The sequence below is a fragment of the Albidovulum sediminis genome, from assembly GCF_025380365.1.
GTDB classification, from domain to species: Bacteria; Pseudomonadota; Alphaproteobacteria; order Rhodobacterales; family Rhodobacteraceae; genus Albidovulum; species Albidovulum sediminis.
In genome coordinates, this window is the sequence record NZ_JAOCQF010000001.1 from 1241915 (window position 1) to 1259346 (window position 17432).

General features: G+C 68.9%; 20 protein-coding genes and 2 tRNA genes. 16 read left to right on the forward strand and 6 right to left on the reverse strand.

The genetic code is table 11. The annotated features are described in order from the left end of the window. Positions 1–2 precede the first annotated feature (2 nt). Positions 3–1355 (reverse strand): ATP-binding protein, encoded by a 1353-nt coding sequence (locus tag N5I32_RS06185; RefSeq protein ID WP_261494519.1) that lies wholly within the window; start codon positions 1353–1355, stop codon positions 3–5. A 42-nt stretch (positions 1356–1397) separates the two neighbouring features. Here N5I32_RS06185 and N5I32_RS06190 point away from each other — a divergent pair, with 42 nt between their 5' ends. From N5I32_RS06190 to N5I32_RS06200, 3 genes are all read left to right on the forward strand, one after another. Further along, entirely contained in the window at positions 1398–2291 is an 894-nt protein-coding gene (locus N5I32_RS06190) for an MBL fold metallo-hydrolase (RefSeq protein WP_261494520.1), read from the forward strand. A 69-nt stretch (positions 2292–2360) separates the two neighbouring features. Further along, a tRNA-Asn gene (locus N5I32_RS06195) sits at positions 2361–2435 on the forward strand. A 1040-nt stretch (positions 2436–3475) separates the two neighbouring features. Beyond that, on the forward strand, positions 3476–3985 hold the full coding sequence (locus N5I32_RS06200; protein WP_261494521.1) for a Hint domain-containing protein: 510 nt from the start codon (positions 3476–3478) through the stop codon (positions 3983–3985). A gap of 3 nt (positions 3986–3988) precedes the next feature. On the opposite strand, the gene N5I32_RS06205 is transcribed toward N5I32_RS06200, so the two are convergent. Both N5I32_RS06205 and N5I32_RS06210 read right to left on the reverse strand, forming a co-directional pair. Beyond that, the gene (locus tag N5I32_RS06205; RefSeq protein WP_261494522.1) at positions 3989–4750 is read right to left on the reverse strand and encodes an RlmE family RNA methyltransferase; all 762 of its coding nucleotides are present in this window, start codon (positions 4748–4750) and stop codon (positions 3989–3991) included. Positions 4751–4828: 78 nt separating this feature from the next. Further along, positions 4829–5941: a Ppx/GppA phosphatase family protein gene (locus N5I32_RS06210; RefSeq protein WP_261494523.1), complete on the reverse strand. Its 1113-nt coding sequence runs from the start codon at positions 5939–5941 to the stop codon at positions 4829–4831. Positions 5942–6229: 288 nt separating this feature from the next. Here N5I32_RS06210 and N5I32_RS06215 point away from each other — a divergent pair, with 288 nt between their 5' ends. From N5I32_RS06215 to N5I32_RS06230, 4 genes are all read left to right on the forward strand, one after another. Next, positions 6230–6913: an outer membrane protein gene (locus N5I32_RS06215; protein WP_261494524.1), complete on the forward strand. Its 684-nt coding sequence runs from the start codon at positions 6230–6232 to the stop codon at positions 6911–6913. Positions 6914–7131: 218 nt separating this feature from the next. Continuing rightward, positions 7132–7428 (forward strand): virulence factor, encoded by a 297-nt coding sequence (locus N5I32_RS06220; protein WP_261494525.1) that lies wholly within the window; start codon positions 7132–7134, stop codon positions 7426–7428. Positions 7429–7459: 31 nt separating this feature from the next. After that, positions 7460–8383 (forward strand): methylenetetrahydrofolate reductase, encoded by a 924-nt coding sequence (locus N5I32_RS06225; protein ID WP_261494526.1) that lies wholly within the window; start codon positions 7460–7462, stop codon positions 8381–8383. 15 nt (positions 8384–8398) lie between these two features. Next, entirely contained in the window at positions 8399–9358 is a 960-nt protein-coding gene (locus N5I32_RS06230) for a methyltetrahydrofolate cobalamin methyltransferase (RefSeq protein WP_261494527.1), read from the forward strand. A 79-nt stretch (positions 9359–9437) separates the two neighbouring features. On the opposite strand, the gene N5I32_RS06235 is transcribed toward N5I32_RS06230, so the two are convergent. Continuing rightward, complete coding sequence (locus N5I32_RS06235) at positions 9438–10175, reverse strand: GNAT family N-acetyltransferase (RefSeq protein WP_261494528.1); 738 nt, start codon at positions 10173–10175, stop codon at positions 9438–9440. 96 nt (positions 10176–10271) lie between these two features. Here N5I32_RS06235 and msrB point away from each other — a divergent pair, with 96 nt between their 5' ends. Beyond that, positions 10272–10664, forward strand: a complete 393-nt coding sequence (msrB, locus tag N5I32_RS06240) for a peptide-methionine (R)-S-oxide reductase MsrB (RefSeq protein ID WP_261494529.1) — start codon at positions 10272–10274, stop codon at positions 10662–10664. Between the two features lie 45 nt (positions 10665–10709). On the opposite strand, the gene N5I32_RS06245 is transcribed toward msrB, so the two are convergent. Then, positions 10710–11168 (reverse strand): outer membrane protein assembly factor BamE, encoded by a 459-nt coding sequence (locus N5I32_RS06245; RefSeq protein WP_261494530.1) that lies wholly within the window; start codon positions 11166–11168, stop codon positions 10710–10712. 147 nt (positions 11169–11315) lie between these two features. Between N5I32_RS06245 and N5I32_RS06250 the strand changes: the two genes are divergently transcribed. The 8 genes from N5I32_RS06250 to N5I32_RS06285 all read left to right on the forward strand — a co-directional run bounded on the left by N5I32_RS06250 (position 11316) and on the right by N5I32_RS06285 (position 16826). Continuing rightward, the gene (locus N5I32_RS06250) at positions 11316–11864 is read left to right on the forward strand and encodes a YceD family protein (RefSeq protein ID WP_261494531.1); all 549 of its coding nucleotides are present in this window, start codon (positions 11316–11318) and stop codon (positions 11862–11864) included. A gap of 175 nt (positions 11865–12039) precedes the next feature. Beyond that, positions 12040–12246, forward strand: coding sequence for a 50S ribosomal protein L32 (gene rpmF / locus N5I32_RS06255; protein ID WP_261494532.1), 207 nt, complete (start codon positions 12040–12042; stop codon positions 12244–12246). 22 nt (positions 12247–12268) lie between these two features. Then, complete coding sequence (gene plsX / locus N5I32_RS06260) at positions 12269–13396, forward strand: phosphate acyltransferase PlsX (RefSeq protein ID WP_261494533.1); 1128 nt, start codon at positions 12269–12271, stop codon at positions 13394–13396. Next, positions 13393–14367, forward strand: a complete 975-nt coding sequence (locus tag N5I32_RS06265) for a beta-ketoacyl-ACP synthase III (RefSeq protein ID WP_261494534.1) — start codon at positions 13393–13395, stop codon at positions 14365–14367. Before plsX ends, N5I32_RS06265 begins: the two co-directional genes overlap by 4 nt. A gap of 94 nt (positions 14368–14461) precedes the next feature. After that, on the forward strand, positions 14462–14764 hold the full coding sequence (ihfA, locus tag N5I32_RS06270) for an integration host factor subunit alpha (RefSeq protein WP_261494535.1): 303 nt from the start codon (positions 14462–14464) through the stop codon (positions 14762–14764). An 11-nt stretch (positions 14765–14775) separates the two neighbouring features. Beyond that, the gene (locus N5I32_RS06275) at positions 14776–15534 is read left to right on the forward strand and encodes a MerR family transcriptional regulator (protein WP_261494536.1); all 759 of its coding nucleotides are present in this window, start codon (positions 14776–14778) and stop codon (positions 15532–15534) included. Between the two features lie 74 nt (positions 15535–15608). After that, positions 15609–15686: transfer RNA gene (locus tag N5I32_RS06280), tRNA-Pro, on the forward strand. 57 nt (positions 15687–15743) lie between these two features. After that, positions 15744–16826, forward strand: a complete 1083-nt coding sequence (locus N5I32_RS06285; RefSeq protein ID WP_261494537.1) for a 2'-deoxycytidine 5'-triphosphate deaminase — start codon at positions 15744–15746, stop codon at positions 16824–16826. A 28-nt stretch (positions 16827–16854) separates the two neighbouring features. Here the strand turns inward: N5I32_RS06285 and scpB are convergent, their stop codons facing one another. Continuing rightward, the gene (gene scpB / locus N5I32_RS06290; RefSeq protein ID WP_261495946.1) at positions 16855–17430 is read right to left on the reverse strand and encodes an SMC-Scp complex subunit ScpB; all 576 of its coding nucleotides are present in this window, start codon (positions 17428–17430) and stop codon (positions 16855–16857) included. Positions 17431–17432: the final 2 nt, after the last annotated feature.

A 17432-nucleotide genomic window follows, 5' to 3' on the forward strand; every position in this document is an offset into this window, starting at 1 on the left:
CCTCAGCCCTCGGTGGTGCCGCCCCGGCGTGCCGGGACCGTGATTTCGGCCATCAAGCCGCCCAGCGCCTCGCTCTGGCCCAGACGCAGGGTGCCGCCGTGGCTTTGGGCGATATCGGCGGCAATCGCCAGGCCCAGACCCGCGCCCGACCCGCGATCCTGGTTGCGCGCGGCATCAAGCCGGGTAAAGGGCCGCAGCGCCTCCGCCCGCCGCTCGGGCGGGATGCCGGGGCCGTCATCCTCGACCCGGAAGACGACCGAAGTCCCGTCGAGCGCGACCGAAACCTCGGCCCGGCGGCCATAGCGCACGGCGTTGCCGATCAGGTTGTCGAGCGCGCGGCGCATCGCGTGCCGCCTGAGCGGCGCGCTGAGGCCCGCGGGCGCCCCGACAAGCGCGACCTGAGCCCCGGTGCGGCGGAAATCCTCGACCGCGGCCGCGGCGATCTCGACCGGATCCGCGGTCTCGGCCGCCTCGTCGGCGTGGCCGCCGCGGGCATAGGCGAGGAAGGCGTCAGTCAGGATCTGCATATCGTTCACGTCGCGCAGCATGGCGGCGGTGTCGGCGTCCTCGGGCAACAACGACAGGCCCAGCTTCAGCCGCGTCAGGGGCGTGCGCAGGTCGTGGCTCACCCCGCTCAGCATCAGCGTGCGCTGCTCGCGCTGGCGCTCGATCCGGTCGCGCATGTGCAGGAAGGCATGGCCTGCCGCGCGCACCTCGGTCGCGCCCGAGGGACGGTAAGTCAGCACCCTGCCCTGCCCGAAGGCCTCGGCCGCGATCGCAAGCCGGCGGATCGGCCGCAACTGGTTGCGCAGGAAGACGAAGGCGATCACCGTCATCAGCAGCCCCGTCGCCACCATCAGCACCAGAAGCTGGTGCGGGTTCGACGCCGAGACCCGCCGCCGGTCGAAGCCGACCGTCACCGGGCCGGCCGGGCTTTCCAGGCCCACCCGTACCCGGCCAAGGTCTGACAGGTCCACCGGCCCGACCTCGGCGATGTTCTCGCGCAGCGTGGCGATGACGACGCGGCCGGAGAGGTCGTAGAAGACCCGGAGATCGGCGTCGGGCACCCGGTCCCACTCCAGATCGAGCGCGAGCGGCCCCGCGACGGCCTCGGCCGCCGCCCGGCGCGTCTCCGGCGAACCCGGATCGGCCATCGCGTCCATCAGCAGGCGGATCTCCAGCACGATGTTGCGCGTCATCTGCAAGGTCACGCCCTCGAAATGGCGCTGCAGGAAGGCGACCGACACCACCAGCTGCACGACCAGCACCGGCAGGACCAGGATCAGCAGCGCGCGCCCGTAAAGCCCGCGCGGCAGGACGCGTTTCACACTTGCGGAGATCGGCGCATTCGGCATGGTCGGACCCTAGCGGCAGGGCAAGGCGGAAGGAAGCGGAAGATGAGCACGCAGAACTCCGGGGCGGAGTGGCAGGAACCCGGCCTGCGCGTGCTCAGGGCGCCGAACCCGGGGCCGATGACCCACAGCGGCACCAATACCTACATCCTCGGCGAGGGCCGCGTGGCGGTGATCGACCCCGGCCCTGCGCTCGCCCCCCATCTCGCCGCGATCCTCGCCGCCCTTGCCCCCGGCGAGAAGGTCAGCCACATCCTCGTCACCCACAGCCACGCCGACCACTCGCCGCTGGCCCGGCCGCTGGCCGAGGCGACAGGCGCGCCGGTCCTTGCCTTCGGCGACGCGGCGGCCGGACGCAGCCCCCGCATGGCGGACCTGGCACTCGAGGGGGCGCTCGGCGGCGGCGAGGGGGTCGACGCGGCCTTCCGCCCCGACGTGGCGATCGGCGACGGTGCGGTCATAGACGGCGACGGCTGGACGCTCCGCGCGATCCACACGCCCGGCCACATCGGCAACCACCTGTGCCTGGCCTGGGGCGACCGGGTCTTTTCCGGCGACCACGTCATGGGCTGGGCGACCTCGCTCGTCTCGCCGCCGGACGGCGACATGGGCGCCTACATGCAAAGCCTCGACCGCCTCGCCGCCGAGGGTGCGGCGCGGCTTTTCCCCGGCCACGGCGATCCCGTCGACGACCCCGCCGCCCGCATCGCCGCCCTTGCCGCCCACCGCCGAGAGCGCGAGGCGCAGATCCTCGCCGCGCTGGCCGGAGGGGCGGCCGATGTCCCTGCCCTCGCCGCCCGCATCTACACCGACACGCCCGCCGCCCTCCTGCCTGCGGCAACGCGCAACGTGCTCGCCCATCTCGTTGATCTGATGGACAGAAATCTGGTGGAATGCGACGGCACACCGGGCACGGCCAGCCGCTTTCACGCGCGCTGAAAGTTTGCGCCCTTTCTCGCGAAACCCTCTGGACGCCCCCCCGATGGCTTGCTATATGCCCCCCCGTGTTCCGGCGTAGCTCAGCGGTAGAGCAGTTGACTGTTAATCAATTGGTCGTAGGTTCGATCCCTACCGCCGGAGCCATAAATCCCTGAAAACCGCGCGACGAGCGACCCTGTGTCGGCGGCGTTCGCGTTGCGCCGCGCCTTGCCTCGGTCGCGCGATGGCGGGTGGCGTCTATCCGGAGCCGCGGCGCCGGGCAATCCCGGCCGATGCCCGCCCCCTCCCTCGCCTTGGTGCAGCGCTCCGCCGGGGGCGTCGCCCGGGCACCGGGGCCGTGGTTGGGGCGGATCGGGGATCATCTGGAAACACTGCCTGCCTTGGCCGCGGCGCGTCCTTGCCGCGCGCGCAGGGGACGGAAGTGGGGGACTGCCGCCCTGGCATCCCCCCTTTCACAGCGCCGAAAAGGGCCGATTTGTCGACAAACGCGCGCCGCGGGGCACTTTCCACCGGCTGAAACCCTTCCTGGCAAGGGTTTTCCGGCCAGGTTCCAGGCCTTTCGAGGCCCCGGAAACGCTCCGAAACGCGTTCTTGACGATAAAATTTGTTTCCCGGGCATCAAGTTCTCTGAGTCGCCACATTTCCGCCCGGATCAGCCCGGCGAATCGTCAGACTCGCTACCCAGGGTTGAAAAGCCACGCTTTGACGCGAATTCTAGGGAGTTCGGGGCCATTGTTTCGCGCCCGGTCCTCCCGAAAAGTGCTGAATCGGGAAGACTTTAGCTTTTTTCTCCCCCCGGGGATTGGAAGCCTTCCCGCAACAATCGGCGCGAAGCCGGACGGCAAAACTAACCAAAGGACAACAACCCTGCGACCTTTGTTTCAGGGAACCTCCCTCGCCTTCGGGCCGGGGCCAGGGGATGCGGCGCGGATCGGGCGAACGTCGTAAAAAACGCCTTAACGTGGCCTGATTTTTCGTGTTTTTTCTAAGCATGGCCAAACCGGAACGCTCCACCTACGGCAAGGCCACGTAACCAGTAACGAAGTACCAGTGCTGTTTTGTTAACGAGTATCGCCGACCGGGGTCGGCACGTTGATACCACGGTGAGGTGTGCCGGGGCCGAAATCTGCTCCGCCCCGGCATGCCTCGTGGGTAACGGCACTGCAACAGATCGGATGATCGCGATGCAGAGCCACGCCGAATACCTGACCACCGACCTGACCCGCGACTTTCCCCGCACCCGATGGGCGCGCGAGCGCACGACGCAATGGACGCTGCCGGGGCTGTGCTGGAACATGCGCGTCTCCACCTCGTTCGGAGAGATGCCGGTCCAGGGCCTGCGCGCCAACGATCCGCTGCGCTCCGCGACGGGCAGCTATGTCCGCGTCGCCGCCACCGACAAGCTGCACCTGGACGAGGATTTTCTGACCTCCTGCCCCGATGCCGCACCGATCGTCATCCCGGCGGGCTGCTTCGGGCCCGGCCGGCCGCGCAACGATCTCGTCGTCTCGCCGCACCAGATGGTCTCGACCTCGCCCAACCCGGCAGCACCCGAATTCCGCCGCGCGCGCGATCTGCTGGGGCGTCCGGGCGTCCTGCGCCGGCCGACCTATGAGCTGACCTACTACCTATTCCACTGCGGCGCGCCGGCCGCGATCAGCGTCGAGGGGCTGTTGATCCCGACCGCGCCCTGAGCGTCAGTCGTCCCCGTCGCCGTCCCTGTCGCGGTCCCCGCCTTGCCCGTCGCGCCCCTTGAACCCGGTCGCGACGACGAACTTTTCCGAACTGTCCGCCCGGCTTGCGGGCGGTTTCACGTTCGCGACCTTGGCGAAACTCCGCTTCAGCATCGCCTGAAGCTCCGCCTCCGCGCCCCCTGCCAGCACCTTGGCGACGAAGGTCCCGCCCGGTTCCAGTACGTCGAAGGCCAGTTCCGCCGCCGCCTCGCAAAGCGCCACGATGCGCAGGTGGTCGGTGCCCTTGTGCCCCGAGGCCGAGGCGGCCATGTCGCTCATCACCACATCGGCGCGCCCGCCGAGCCAGGCCTTGACCTTGTCGTCCGCACCTTCCGACAGGAAGTCGAGCTGGTGGATCTCCGCCCCGGCGATCGGCTCCACCTCCTGCAGGTCGACGCCAAGGACGCGCCCAACCTTCTTGCCCGACTTCTCGCCCAGCGCATTGGCGCGCTCGACCGCGACCTGGCACCAGCCGCCCGGCGCGCAGCCAAGGTCGACGACACGGGCGCCGGGGACGAGGAAGCGGTACTTGTCGTCAAGCTCCAGGATCTTGTAGGCGGCGCGGCCGCGATAGCCTTCCTTCCTGGCGCGCTGCACGTAGGGGTCGTTCAGCTGCCGCTCAAGCCAGAGGGTCGAGGACAGCTTGCGCCCCTTGGCGGTCTTGACCCGCACGCGCAGTTCGCGCTGCCCGCGGCCCGATGATTTGCCGGAAGGAGTGTTGGCCATGTGATCTCGCCCGCCTTTCGTTGCGCCCCCGATACAGGCCCCGATACAGGGATGCCGTCGCGCCCGCAACCGCAGGGGCTAGCAGGCCTCCTCCTCCAGCACGCCGTCGGCCGACATCTGCGCGTAAAGCAGCCCCTCGCGCAGGCCGCGGTCGGCGACGGACAGCCGGTCGGTTGGCCAGATCCGCATCAGCGCCTGCAGGATCGCCGCCCCCGACATGATCAGCGTGTGCCGGTCGCGGCCGATGCGCGGGTCGTTGCGCCGCCCCTCGGGGCCAAGCGACAGGTATTCGCGGATCACCCCGTCGATCTGGTCCGAGGTCATGCGCAGGCCGTCGACCTTGGTCCGGTCGTAGCGCTTGAGCCCGAGATAGCTCGCCGCGACCGTGGTCACGGTGCCCGAGGTGCCGATGATCTGGAACCCCTCGCGCGGCTGGCTGGCGTTGTAGGGCGAGAAATCGGCCAGCTTCTCCTCGAAGAACCAGCTCATCAGCGCGAAACGCGCCGCGTCGTCCTCGACGTCCTGGAACTGGTCGTTCAGCGTGGCCACGCCCAGCGGCACCGAGATCCAGTCCACCACCTTCGCGGGTTCTTCCGCGCCCCCGGTCGGATGGAACCCCGCGTGCAGGCGCATGATCGCGCGGGCGCGGTCGGAACAGGGGACGCCCGACAGGTCGATCCAGACCAGTTCGGTCGATCCGCCGCCGATGTCGACGACCAGAAGCTGTTCGGTACGCGCCGTCACCAGCGGCGCGCAGGACACGACCGCCAGCCGCGCCTCCTCCTCCGGTTCGATGATCTCGAGCGCAAGGCCGGTCTCGCGCCGGATCAGGCGCAGGAAGTCGCGCGCATTGCGGGCGCGCCGGCAGGCTTCGGTCGCGACAAGCCGCATGCGGCGGACGTCAAGCTGATCGAGCTTCCTGCGGCAAATCTGGAGCGCCTGCACGGTACGCGCCATCGAGGCGCGGCTGAGCCGCCCCGACGCCTCCAGGCCATGGCCCAGCTGCACCGACTTGGAGAAGCTGTCCACGACATGAAACTGGCTGCCCCTGGGCTGGGCAACCAGCATCCGACAACTGTTTGTCCCGAGATCCAGCGCCGCGTAAAGCTGCGCCGGCTCGGGGGATGCGGCCATGGGCGGCTCGACCGGGACCGGGAACGCGCCCTGGCCGCCAGGACGCCTGGGCGCCATCTTTCGCGCCCTCCGAACTTGAGTTGAACCCAACTTAGACCCGCCACCGGGATCAATCAAGCGGGCCGGGCACGCCAGCACGCGTCCGCGCCTTCAAATCGCGGGGACGTTACTCTGTGTCGACCCGGCAACGCGCCGAAAGACATTCCGAATCAGGCATGGTTTACCGTGCGTAAACCTGCGCGAATTGCTACAATTACAATGTCTGACGGGGGTCGGGCATCGGGTGGGTTGGCAGCGCGCGGCAACGGACCGGCGCGCCGCCGAGAACGAAAAAGGGGAACGGTTATGAAAAGTGCAGTGGTAGGGCTGGTCGCGCTTTGCGCCGCATCGGGGGCCTGGGCAGGAGGCTTGGGCGGAACCACCGAATCGGCGCCTGTCGCCGCTTCAGCGCCGGTGCTCCATGACTGGAGCGGGCCCTATGCGGGACTGAGCCTGGGTGTCGCGACCGGCGACAACAACTGGGCCGAACGCGGCGTCGGCGCCGAAAGCGACTCCGATTCATGGAGTGGCGCGCTGGTCGGCCTGAACGCCGGCATGAACTGGCAGTCCGGCACGCTGGTCTACGGCGCCTCGCTCAATCTCTCGGCGGGCTCGATCGACGCCTCCTCCGCGACCAGCGCTTCCTTTGGCTGCGGCGGTGCGACCTGCGACACCGAGGTCAGCAATGTCTATTCGCTGCGCGGCCGCATCGGCAAAGCGTCGGGCGCCAACCTCTTCTACGCGACCGCGGGCTTTGCCAGCGGCGAAGCGGAAGGCTCCACGACGGTGGCGTTGCACGGGTCCGACCGCCTGAGCGGCTGGGTTGCCGGCGTCGGCATGGAACATGTCCTGAACGACCGCATGTCGATCGGGATCGAATATACCTACACCGATCTCGGCCGGCTCGAACTGCCGGTCTCCTGCGGCACCCAGTGCTACACCGACGTGACCTTCGGCCTTCTGACCATCGGCGCGAACTACCACTGGTAACACCGCCTCCGCGCTTGCAAGGGCCGCCCTTCCGGGGCGGTCCTTCGCTTTGGCGCAGGATCATCCTGAAAAACTTTCATCCCGCCGCGACTGGCCAGCCGTGCCGGTGGCGGGTATCACCGGAAGCGAGGTCGCTCCGGTCGCGCGCCATGTCGAAAAACGTCATCGGCTGTCGCGAAATGCGGCGTATTCAGGGGCCGGACAAACGAGGATTCGGCATGGCAGAGGTCACCATCGTCTACTGGCGCGACATCCCGGCCCAGATCATCGTGGGCAAGGGGCGGCGCGGCGTGAAGAAACCGTTGCCGGAACGGTTCGAACAGGCGATCGACCGTTGCGCGATGAAGATCGGCGCGCGCGACACCGACGCCTACCTGGCCGAATGGCGCAAGGCCGCGCCGGTGGAAGTCGAGGGCGAGGACGAGGCGGTGGCCGCCGCGGAACTGGCCCGGATCGTGACCGAATACGACAACGAGCGCATCAAGGCGCTGATCGCGAATGACGGCTGGGCCTGAAAAACCCCGCCAGAACCTGTGGAGAGCCGCCATGGCACTTTTGAATTTCCGCCGCAAGGAAGCCCCCGCGCCCGCCGGTTCGCCCGAAGCGGTCGAAGCCTTCCTCAAGGGCTACTCGATCGAGGTGATGCCGCGCACCGCCGAGAAGGTCGAGGATTTCCGCGCCCTCCTGCCCGCCGGCACCCGCGTCTACATCGCCCATATCGACGGCACGCCCATCGAGGAGATGGTGGCGACCGCGAAGCGGCTTCACGCCGAGGGCTTCCCGGTGATGCCGCACTTCCCCGCCCGCATCATCAAGGACAAGGCCACGCTGGCCGACTGGATCGCCCGCTACAAGGGCGAGGCGGACGTTAAGCAGGCGCTGCTGCTCGGCGGCGGCATCTCGACCCCGCACGGCGATTTCGACAACTCGATGCAACTGATCGAGACCGGGCTTTTCGACGGGTTCGAGCGGCTTCATGTCGCCGGCCACCCCGAGGGCAACAAGGACATCGACCCGGACGGGTCCGACCGCAACGTGATGGCCGCGCTGCGCTGGAAGCAGGCCTTCCGCGAGCGCACCGACGCGAAGATGGCGATGGCCACGCAGTTCTGCTTCGAGGCCAAGCCCGTGATCGAATGGGTGAACCGCCTCAACGCCGAGGGGATCGACATTCCGGTCCATATCGGCGTCGCCGGGCCGGCGAAGCTCCAGACGCTCATCAAATTCGCCATCGCCTGCGGTGTCGGCCCCTCGCTCAAGGTATTGCAGAAGCGCGCGATGGATGTGACCAAGCTGCTCCTGCCCTACGAGCCCAACGAGTTCGTCGCCGAACTGGCCGCCCACAAGGCCGCCAACCCCGCCTTTGGCATCGACTCCGTTCATTTCTTCCCGCTGGGCGGGATCAAGACCAACGCCACCTGGGCCATCGAGCATGGCGGCAAATCCGCCGTCCCGGTCGCGCAAAGCTGAGAGATTAGGTGAGACATGACCCGTACCGTCCTTGAATCCAAAACGAAAACCGTCGTCATCGGCTTTGACGAACCCTTCTGCGTGATCGGTGAGCGCATCAACCCGACCGGGCGCAAGAAACTGGCGGCCGAGCTTGAGGCGGGCGATTTCTCCACCGTCGAGAAGGACGCGCTGGAACAGGTCGCCTGCGGGGCGATGGTGCTCGATGTCAACGCGGGCGTGGTCTACAACTCCAACCCCAACCCGAACGAAACCGAACCGCCGCTGATGACGAAGATGATCAACATCGTCCAGGGGCTGGTCGATGTGCCGCTGTGCATCGACAGCTCGGTTCCCGGCGCACTCGAGGCCGGCCTTGCCGCCGCCGAGGGCCGCCCGCTCCTCAACTCCGTCACCGGCGAGGAGGAGCGGCTGGAGCTCGTCCTGCCGCTGGTGAAGAAATACAACGTCCCGGTCGTCGCGATCTCGAACGACGACACCGGCATCTCCGAAGACCCCGACGTGCGTTTCGAAGTCGCCAAGAAGATCGTCCAGCGTGCCGCCGATTTCGGCATCCCGGCCCATGACATCGTGGTCGATCCGCTGGTCATGCCGGTCGGTGCGATGGCGACGGCCGGGCGCCAGGTCTTCACGCTGGTCCAGCGCCTGCGCGAGGAACTGGGCTGCAACACCACCTGCGGCGCCTCCAACATCTCCTTCGGGCTGCCGAACCGGCACGGGATCAACGCGGCCTTCCTGCCGATGGCAATCGGCGCGGGCATGACCTCGGCGATCATGAACCCGGTCCGCCAGGTCGAGATGGAAGCGATCCGCGCCGCCAACTTTCTGATGAACCACGACTCGAACGGCGGCGAATGGATCCGTTTCGCCAAGGTTCTGGAAGCGGTCTCGGGTGGCATGAGCTTCTCGGAAGCCTCGGCCGCGCAAAGCCAGGCCGCGTCGGGTCGCCGTGGCGGCCGCCGCGCCCGCGGCTGATCTTCCGGCATATCGGGCCAACGCTCCGGCCCACCCCGTCCTCATGCCCCGGCACCGTCCGGGGCATGTGCGTTTCCGCCTACCCCGCGAGCGCGCGGAGCGCCGCCAGCCGGGCCGGCGGGATCGCCGCCACTTCGAGCAGCGTGAAGACGTGGATCGTGTCGAGGTCGCGGTCGATCACCGCCTCGGCCCCCACGCGCGCGCCCATCGCCAGATAGCTCCTCAGCAGCGGCGGCAGACCGGCGCGGGCCGCGTCCTCATCCCCGGGCAGCAGGGTGCCCAGCGGCACGGACATTCCGGTGGCAGCCTCGACGCGCCAGCGTTCCGGCAGCGTGTGGCGCGCGCCCAGAAGGGCCAGCGCCGGCCGGTGGCGCGCCACATCCGCCCCCGCAAAGGAGGCGCAGCCGAAAAGCCACGCCACCCCCGCCCCGTCCTGTCCGGACCCGCCAAGCCGCAGCGTCAGCGCCGCCCAGAGAAGCCGGATCACGTCGGGGTCCTCGACCCCCGGCGCCACGCAGAACCGGCCGATCTCGGCCATCGGGCGGGTGACGCCCGCTATCCCCGCAACCCGGTAGAAGCGCGCGGCATAGCTGCGGCCGAAGTCCGCGCCGGAGCCGAGGATCAGTATCCTGCAGGCCGCGACCGGCGCGCCGCCCGCGCGCGGGGCAACCATCAGGTGCAGGCAGTCCGCGTCCTGCGCGTCGGCATCATTCTCTCCCGCACGGAACGCCCGCGCCCTGAGCGCAAGGACGGCGGCGGTCTCTTCCGGCGTCTCGGCCACGCGCGCGGCGTAGCGTCCGCGTTCAAGGAGTGTCATCCTGTGCGTCTCCGCGCTTGGCCGGGCGGTCCCTACGCCCTACATTCTTCAGAGGGAAGACATTCCGCAAGACCGAGTTCCACCCGACAGGACCCCATGACCGCGAAGATCGAGAAGACCGACGACGAATGGCGCGCGCAGCTGTCCGACCTGGCCTACAGGGTCACGCGCAAGCACGCGACCGAACGCGCCTTCACCCATGACGACTTTCCCAAGGGCCCCGGCACCTTCCACTGCGTCTGCTGCGGGGCGCCGCTGTTCGACGCGGCGACCAAGTTCGACTCCGGCACCGGCTGGCCCAGCTTCTGGCAACCGATGACGCCCGAGGCGGTGGGCGAGACCGAGGACCGCAGCTGGTTCATGCGCCGGACCGAGGTGCACTGCGCCGCCTGCGACGCGCATCTGGGCCATGTCTTTCCCGACGGGCCGGCGCCCACCGGCCTGCGCTACTGCATCAACGGCGTCGCGCTGACCAAGACGGCGGGTTGAGGCGGGGCACGTCCCCGCCCCGGCGGCGATCAGGCGATCAGACGATCAGTTGTCGAGGATCTGCGCCGCGCTGATGTTGCCGACGTTGCCCAGAAGCTGGCGCAGGAAGCTCAGCCCCTTGATGTTGCTGTCGGTCACGCGGCGCGACAGCACGACGACCTGGCCGCCTTCGAGGCCGAATCGCTCGACGTTCTCGACCACGCCGTCGCCGTCGAAGCTGATCGCGACGACCTGGCGGTCGATCTCCTCGGGTGCCTTCCAGGCGAAATGGCGGAACCGGCTGCCCACGTAGTACCAGCCGGAATCGGCCAGAACGCCGATCGAGGACGGTCGGCCGACCGCGCGGGCGACATCCTGGCGCGTCGATTCGCCCACCACGATCGCCTCGAGGTCGGTGTCGGCGGGGGTGTAGCCATGGTTGCGATAGATCGCGGTGCAGGCCGTCAGCGCCAGGAGCGTCAGACCGATCGCGCCCAGACGCACTGCTTTCGCCAACCTCACCATCACGCCCTCTTGCCTCGCCGCCCCTTGCCTTCTATCGGCTTATAGCACGCAAGGAAGCCCCTTCAAGGCGGCAATCCCTTCCGCGCCCCATCCACGCCCGCGTCGCGCGCCCCCCGCGTCGCACCCTTTGTGTCACAGGTGGTCCAGATGTCCGATACGCTGCCCTTCACGCATCCCCTCCGCCTCGCCGACCTCGCCGGGCGCAAGCCGACGCGATTCCGACTTGAGCCCGACGCCGCGGCGCGGGGCCGGATCGCCGCCGCCGTCGGCGCGACCGCGATCGCGGCGCTGCGCTTCGAGGGAGAGCTGAGCCCGCAGGGGCGGCGCGACTGGCAGCTTCGGGCGCGGCTGTCCGCGCGGGTGGAACAGCCCTGCATCGTCACCCTTGCCCCGGTCACGACCGAGATCGCCGAAACGGTGGCGCGCAGTTACCTTGCCGACATGCCCGAACCCGAGGCCGAGGAGATCGAGATGCCCGAGGATGACAGCGTCGAGCCCCTGCCCGCCGTCCTTGACCTTGGCGCGGTGCTGATCGAGGCGCTGACGCTTGCCCTGCCGCTTTACCCGCGCGCGGAAGGCGCGGAACTGGGCACCGCGCGCTTTGCCGAGCCAGGCACGGAGCCTCTCGACGAGGAGGCCACGCGCCCCTTCGCGGGCCTTGCCGACATGCTGAAGAAGCCCGGCAAGGACGGCTAGGAACCGCCGTGCGGGCATCGCCCCGCAAGGCCAAGAAAACACTTGCGCCCGGCAGCAAACACAGTATGTTCCCGGCCTCGCTTGAAGATGGGTTCGCACCCGGTCGCAGTCCGGCAACCAGTGATGAAAACCCAAGGAAATCCGGGGCTTGCCCCCAATAACCCGAGGTTGAGACATGGCTGTCCCTCAGAACCGAGTCACGCGGTCCCGCCGCAACATGCGCCGTGCGCACGACGCGCTGGTCGCCGCGAACCCCAATGAATGCCCCAACTGCGGCGAGCTGAAGCGCCCGCACCACGTTTGCGGCGCCTGCGGCCATTATGATGGCCGCGAGGTCGTGGCGCAGACGGCCGAGGTCGATCTGGACGAAGACGCGGCGTAAGCCGCGCCAACCGGCGCGCGTCATGGCGTCAGAGCTAGATCCGGCTTTCGAGACCCTGACGCAGGCGCCTGCGGGGCGCACCGTCATTTCCGTCGATGCCATGGGTGGCGATCGTGGACCGGCAGCTGTTGTTGCCGGTCTTGCGCTGTCCGTGGCCGACCTGCCCGACATCGACTTCATCCTGCACGGCAAGGAAGAGGAACTGACCCCGCTTCTGGCGCGGCGCCCGACGCTGCGCGGGCGGGTGACGGTCGTTCCCACCGAAGGCGTGGTGCGGATGGAGGACAAGCCGAGCCAGGTGCTGCGCACCGGTTCCAACACCTCGATGTGGTCGACGATCGAGGCGGTGCGCGAGGGCAAGGCCAAGGCGGCGGTCAGCTGCGGCAACACCGGCGCGCTGATGGCCGTGTCGATGATCCGGCTCAGGAAGCTGCCCGGCGTGAACCGGCCCGCGATCGCCTGCCTCTGGCCGTCGCGTGGGCCGAAACCGTTCAATGTCATGCTCGACGTCGGCGCCGACATCAAGGCGGACGCGCCCGACCTTCTGCAATACGCGCTTATGGGCGCGTCCTATGCGCGCAACGGCCTGGGCTACGCCCGCCCGCGCGTGGGCCTGCTGAACGTGGGCACCGAGGATCACAAGGGCCGCGCCGAACTCAAGCAGGCGCTGGACCTGATCGCCGGGGCGACCGAGGCCGGCAATTTCGATTTCGTCGGCTTTGTCGAGGGCGGCGATCTGCCCTCGGCCAAGGTGGACGTGATCGTCACCGACGGCTTCACCGGCAACATCGCGCTGAAGACCGGCGAGGGCACCGCCAAGCTGGTGGGGGAACTGCTGCGCGAGGCGCTGGGCGGGTCTTTCCTGTCGAAGATCGGCGCCCTTTTCGCGATCGGCCCGCTGCGCCGCCTGCAACAGCGCATCGACCCCCGCCGCGTCAACGGCGGCGTCTTTCTGGGGCTGAACGGAACGGTGGTGAAATCGCACGGGTCGGCCGACGCGACCGGCGTCGCCGCCGCGATCATGCTGGCCTACAAACTTGCCCGGTCGGGCTTTCAGGAACGTCTTGCGCAGCGGGTTGCCTCTCTGGCCGAGGCGGCGCAGGATGCGGACCGGGGTGAGACGATCAACAACAACGGGAACGCCGAATGACGATCCGTGCCGTGGTCAGGGGTGTGGGGCATTATCTGCCCGAACGCGTGGTCCCGAACAGCGAATTCGAGTCGAAGGTCGATACCTCGGACGAATGGATCCGCACCCGCACCGGGATCGAGCGGCGCCACTTCGCCGCCGCTGGCGAAACCACATCCGACATGGGCGCGAAGGCGGCCCTGGCCGCGCTGGCCGATGCGGGCATGACGCCCGACCGGATCGACGCGCTGATCGTCGCCACCTCCACCCCCGACCTGACCTTTCCCTCCGCCGCATCGATGGTGCAGGACAAGATCGGCATGCGGCGGGGCTTTGCCTTCGACGTGCAGGCGGTCTGCGCGGGCTTCGTCTTCGCGCTGGCCAATGCGAACGCGCTGATCCTGTCGGGACAGGCGGAGCGCGTGCTGGTGATCGGCGCGGAGACCTTCAGCCGCATCCTCGACTGGGAGGACCGGTCAACCTGCGTGCTGTTCGGCGACGGCGCCGGCGCGCTGGTGCTGGAGGCCGCGGAAGGCACCGGCACCACCGCGGATCGCGGCATCCTCGCCACCGACCTGAACAGCGACGGCTCCTACCGCGATCTGCTCTATGTCGACGGCGGGGTGTCGACCACCGGCACCGCGGGGCATCTCCGGATGCAGGGCAACCAGGTTTTCCGCCATGCGGTCGAGAAACTGGCCGCCACCGCGCATGCCGCGCTCGACAAGGTCGGACTCAGCGGGGCGGATGTGGACTGGATCGTTCCGCACCAGGCCAACCTGCGCATCATCACCGCCACCGCCCAGCGGATGCAGGTACCGATGGAGCGGGTCGTCGTCACCGTGCAGGACCACGGCAACACCTCGGCCGCCTCGATTCCCCTCGCGCTGTCGGTGGGCAAGGCGCGCGGACAGCTCAAAACCGGCGATCTGGTCGTGACCGAGGCCATCGGCGGGGGTCTCGCCTGGGGTTCAGTCGTCCTCAGGTGGTGAATCTTCGCCTGAATTGACCGCTTCAAGTCATTGATATTGACTTGGGTTTGCCAAGCCCGCATCCTTCGCTGCACGCAACCTTGGGGGGGACGTGATGAGCGAGAAGACCCTGACACGCATGGACCTGACCGAGGCCGTCTTCCGCGAGGTCGGCCTGTCCCGCAATGAATCGGCGCAACTGGTGGAAAGCGTGCTTCAGCACATGTCCGACGCGCTGGTTTCGGGCGAAACCGTCAAGATCTCGTCCTTCGGCACCTTCTCGGTCCGCGACAAGGCCGCCCGCATGGGGCGCAACCCCAAGACCGGCGACGAGGTGCCGATCCATCCCCGCCGCGTGCTGACGTTCCGGCCATCCCACCTGATGAAGGACCGAGTCGCGGCCGGGAACCGGGGCTGAGGCGCATCCCGATGGCGAAGTCCGCCGAGGCGTTCCGGACGATCAGCGAAGTCGCCGAGATTCTCGACACGCCCGCGCATGTGCTCCGGTTCTGGGAAAGCCAGTTTCCGCAGATCCGCCCGATGAAGCGGGCGGGCGGGCGCCGCTACTACCGCCCGCAGGACGTGGCGCTGATTGCGGGCATCCGCAAGCTTCTGCATGAGGACGGGATCACCATCCGCGGGGTCAGGAAGATCCTGCGCGAACAGGGTGTGCGCCACGTCTCGGGTCTTGCCGAGGATCTGCCCGCCGACCTGCCCGCCGACCTGCCTGCCGAGACCACGGCACAGGCAGGAACGGGCGCGGCGGCGCAGGAGGCGGTGGCCAGCACGGCAAAGGCCGATGCCCCGGCCGCGGACATCGCCGCTGCGGCCCCGACGGCCGAGCCGGAAGCCCCTGCCCCCGCGCCTGCCCCTTCCGGGGCGCGCGCCACGACTGCCCCTTCCGGGGCGGAGCGCGAGCCGCGCCTGCCCTTCGACACAAGCCCGCGCGCGATGCCCGTGCAGGAAGCGCCGATGCAGGTCGACGTTCCGACCGAACCACGGACGGAGACCGCGCGCGTCCACGCCTTCCCCGCGCCTTCGGCGCCCGACGCCACGCTCGCCGCGCGGCTCCGTGCCGCCGATCCGGTCGCGGCATCGCGCAACCGCGAGGCGCTGGCCGCCCTTTACCGCCGCCTTGCCGCGCTGCGCGACCGCCGGCGCGCGGCCGGGCAGCCCCCGCAGGGATAATCCGGCAAGGACCTGTCCGGGATGCGTTTTGTCGCTTGCCCCTGCCCCGCCAATCGTCCTATACACCGCCGCGTCGGGCCGTGGCGCAGCCTGGTTAGCGCGTCCGTCTGGGGGGCGGAAGGTCGTGAGTTCGAATCTCACCGGCCCGACCATCACCGAAACGCCCACCTCGGTGTCGAGGTGGGCGTTCGTCTGTGCGGGGGAAGGCGATGAGCGTCAGCGGCGTCCTGGCAGACAGCGGCATCCGGGCGCTGGTCGCCTCCGGCGCGATTACCGCCGCCGCGCCCGTGGCCGAGGGCCAGATACAGCCCGCGAGCCTTGATCTCCGCCTCGGCACCGTCGCCTACCGGGTGCGCGCCTCGTTCCTTCCGGGCGCGGGCCGCACCGTGGCCGAGCGCATCGCCGAGTTCGAGATGCACCGCATCGACCTGACGCAGGGCGCGGTGCTGGAAAAGGGCTGCGTCTATGTCGTGCCGCTGCTCGAATCGGTGCGCCTGCCGCGCGGCACGTCCGGTGCGGCCTCGGCGAAATCCTCGATCGGCCGGCTTGACCTGCTGACCCGCGTCATCACCGACAACGGGACCGAGTTCGACCGCGTGCCCGACGGCCACCAGGGGCCGCTTTACGTCGAGATCTGCCCGCGCTCCTTCTCCGTCCTCGCCCGGACCGGGCAGATGCTGAGCCAGGTCATCTTCCGCCAGGGACAGACCCGGATCGACGACGCGGAACTTGCCGCGATCCACGCCCGCACCCCCATCGTCTCGGGCGCGGCGGTGATTTCCGACGGGCTTGCCTTTTCGGTGGGGCTCAGGCCCGAACGCGGCGACCTTGTCGGCTACCGCGCCAAGCCGCACGCGGGCGTCATCGACCTCGACAAGGTGGGTCACTACGCCCCCGCCGACTTCTGGGAGGAGGTGCGCACGCGCGAAGGCCGCATCATCCTCGACCCCGGCGCCTTCTACATCCTCGTCAGCCGCGAGGCGATCGCGATCCCGCCCGACTGCGCTGCGGAAATGGCCCCCTATCTTGCCATGGTGGGCGAGTTCCGGGTGCATTACGCGGGCTTCTTCGACCCCGGTTTCGGCTATGACGCGGCCGGCGGCGCGGGGTCGCGCGGCGTGCTTGAGGTGCGCTGCCACGAGGCGCCCTTTGTCCTCGAACACGGTCAGGTCGTCGGGCGGCTGATCTATGAGCGCATGGTCTCGGTGCCTGAACGGCTTTACGGCGCGGGCATCCAGTCGAACTACCAGGGCCAGGGGCTGAAGCTGTCGAAGCACTTCCGGGCCGGTTGAAGGCGCGCTCGCGCCCCGGCCCCGTGCCTCAGTCCTCGAACAACTCGCTCTGCCCGGTCTGATCCTCGCCCTCGTCCTCGCCCTGCCCGAAGCCCGGCATTGGCCGGTTGTCGAGAAGGCCCGCCGCGCGCAGTTCCTTCAACCCCGGCAGGTCGCGCGCGCTTTCCAGCCCGAAGTGGTCAAGGAAGCCCTGCGTGACGACGAAGGTCACCGGCCGCCCCGGCGTCATCCGGCGGCGGCCGAAGCGGATCCAGTCCAGTTCCAGAAGCTGGTCGACGGTGCCGCGGCTGACCGCGACGCCGCGGATCTCCTCGATCTCGGCGCGCGTGACGGGCTGGTGATAGGCGATGATCGCCAGCGTCTCGATGGCCGCGCGGCTGAGCTTGCGCGTCTCCACCACTTCCTTCTGCATCAGGAACCCGAGGTCGGGTGCGGTGCGGATCGCCCAGGCATCGCCGACCTTCACCACGCGCACCCCGCGCCCCTCGTAGCGGCGGCGCAGGTAGACCAGCGCCTCCGCCGGGTCGGCGCCGTGCGGCATCCGCGCCGCCATCTCCGCCACCGTCACCGGATCGGCCGAGGCGAACAGGATCGCCTCGACCATCC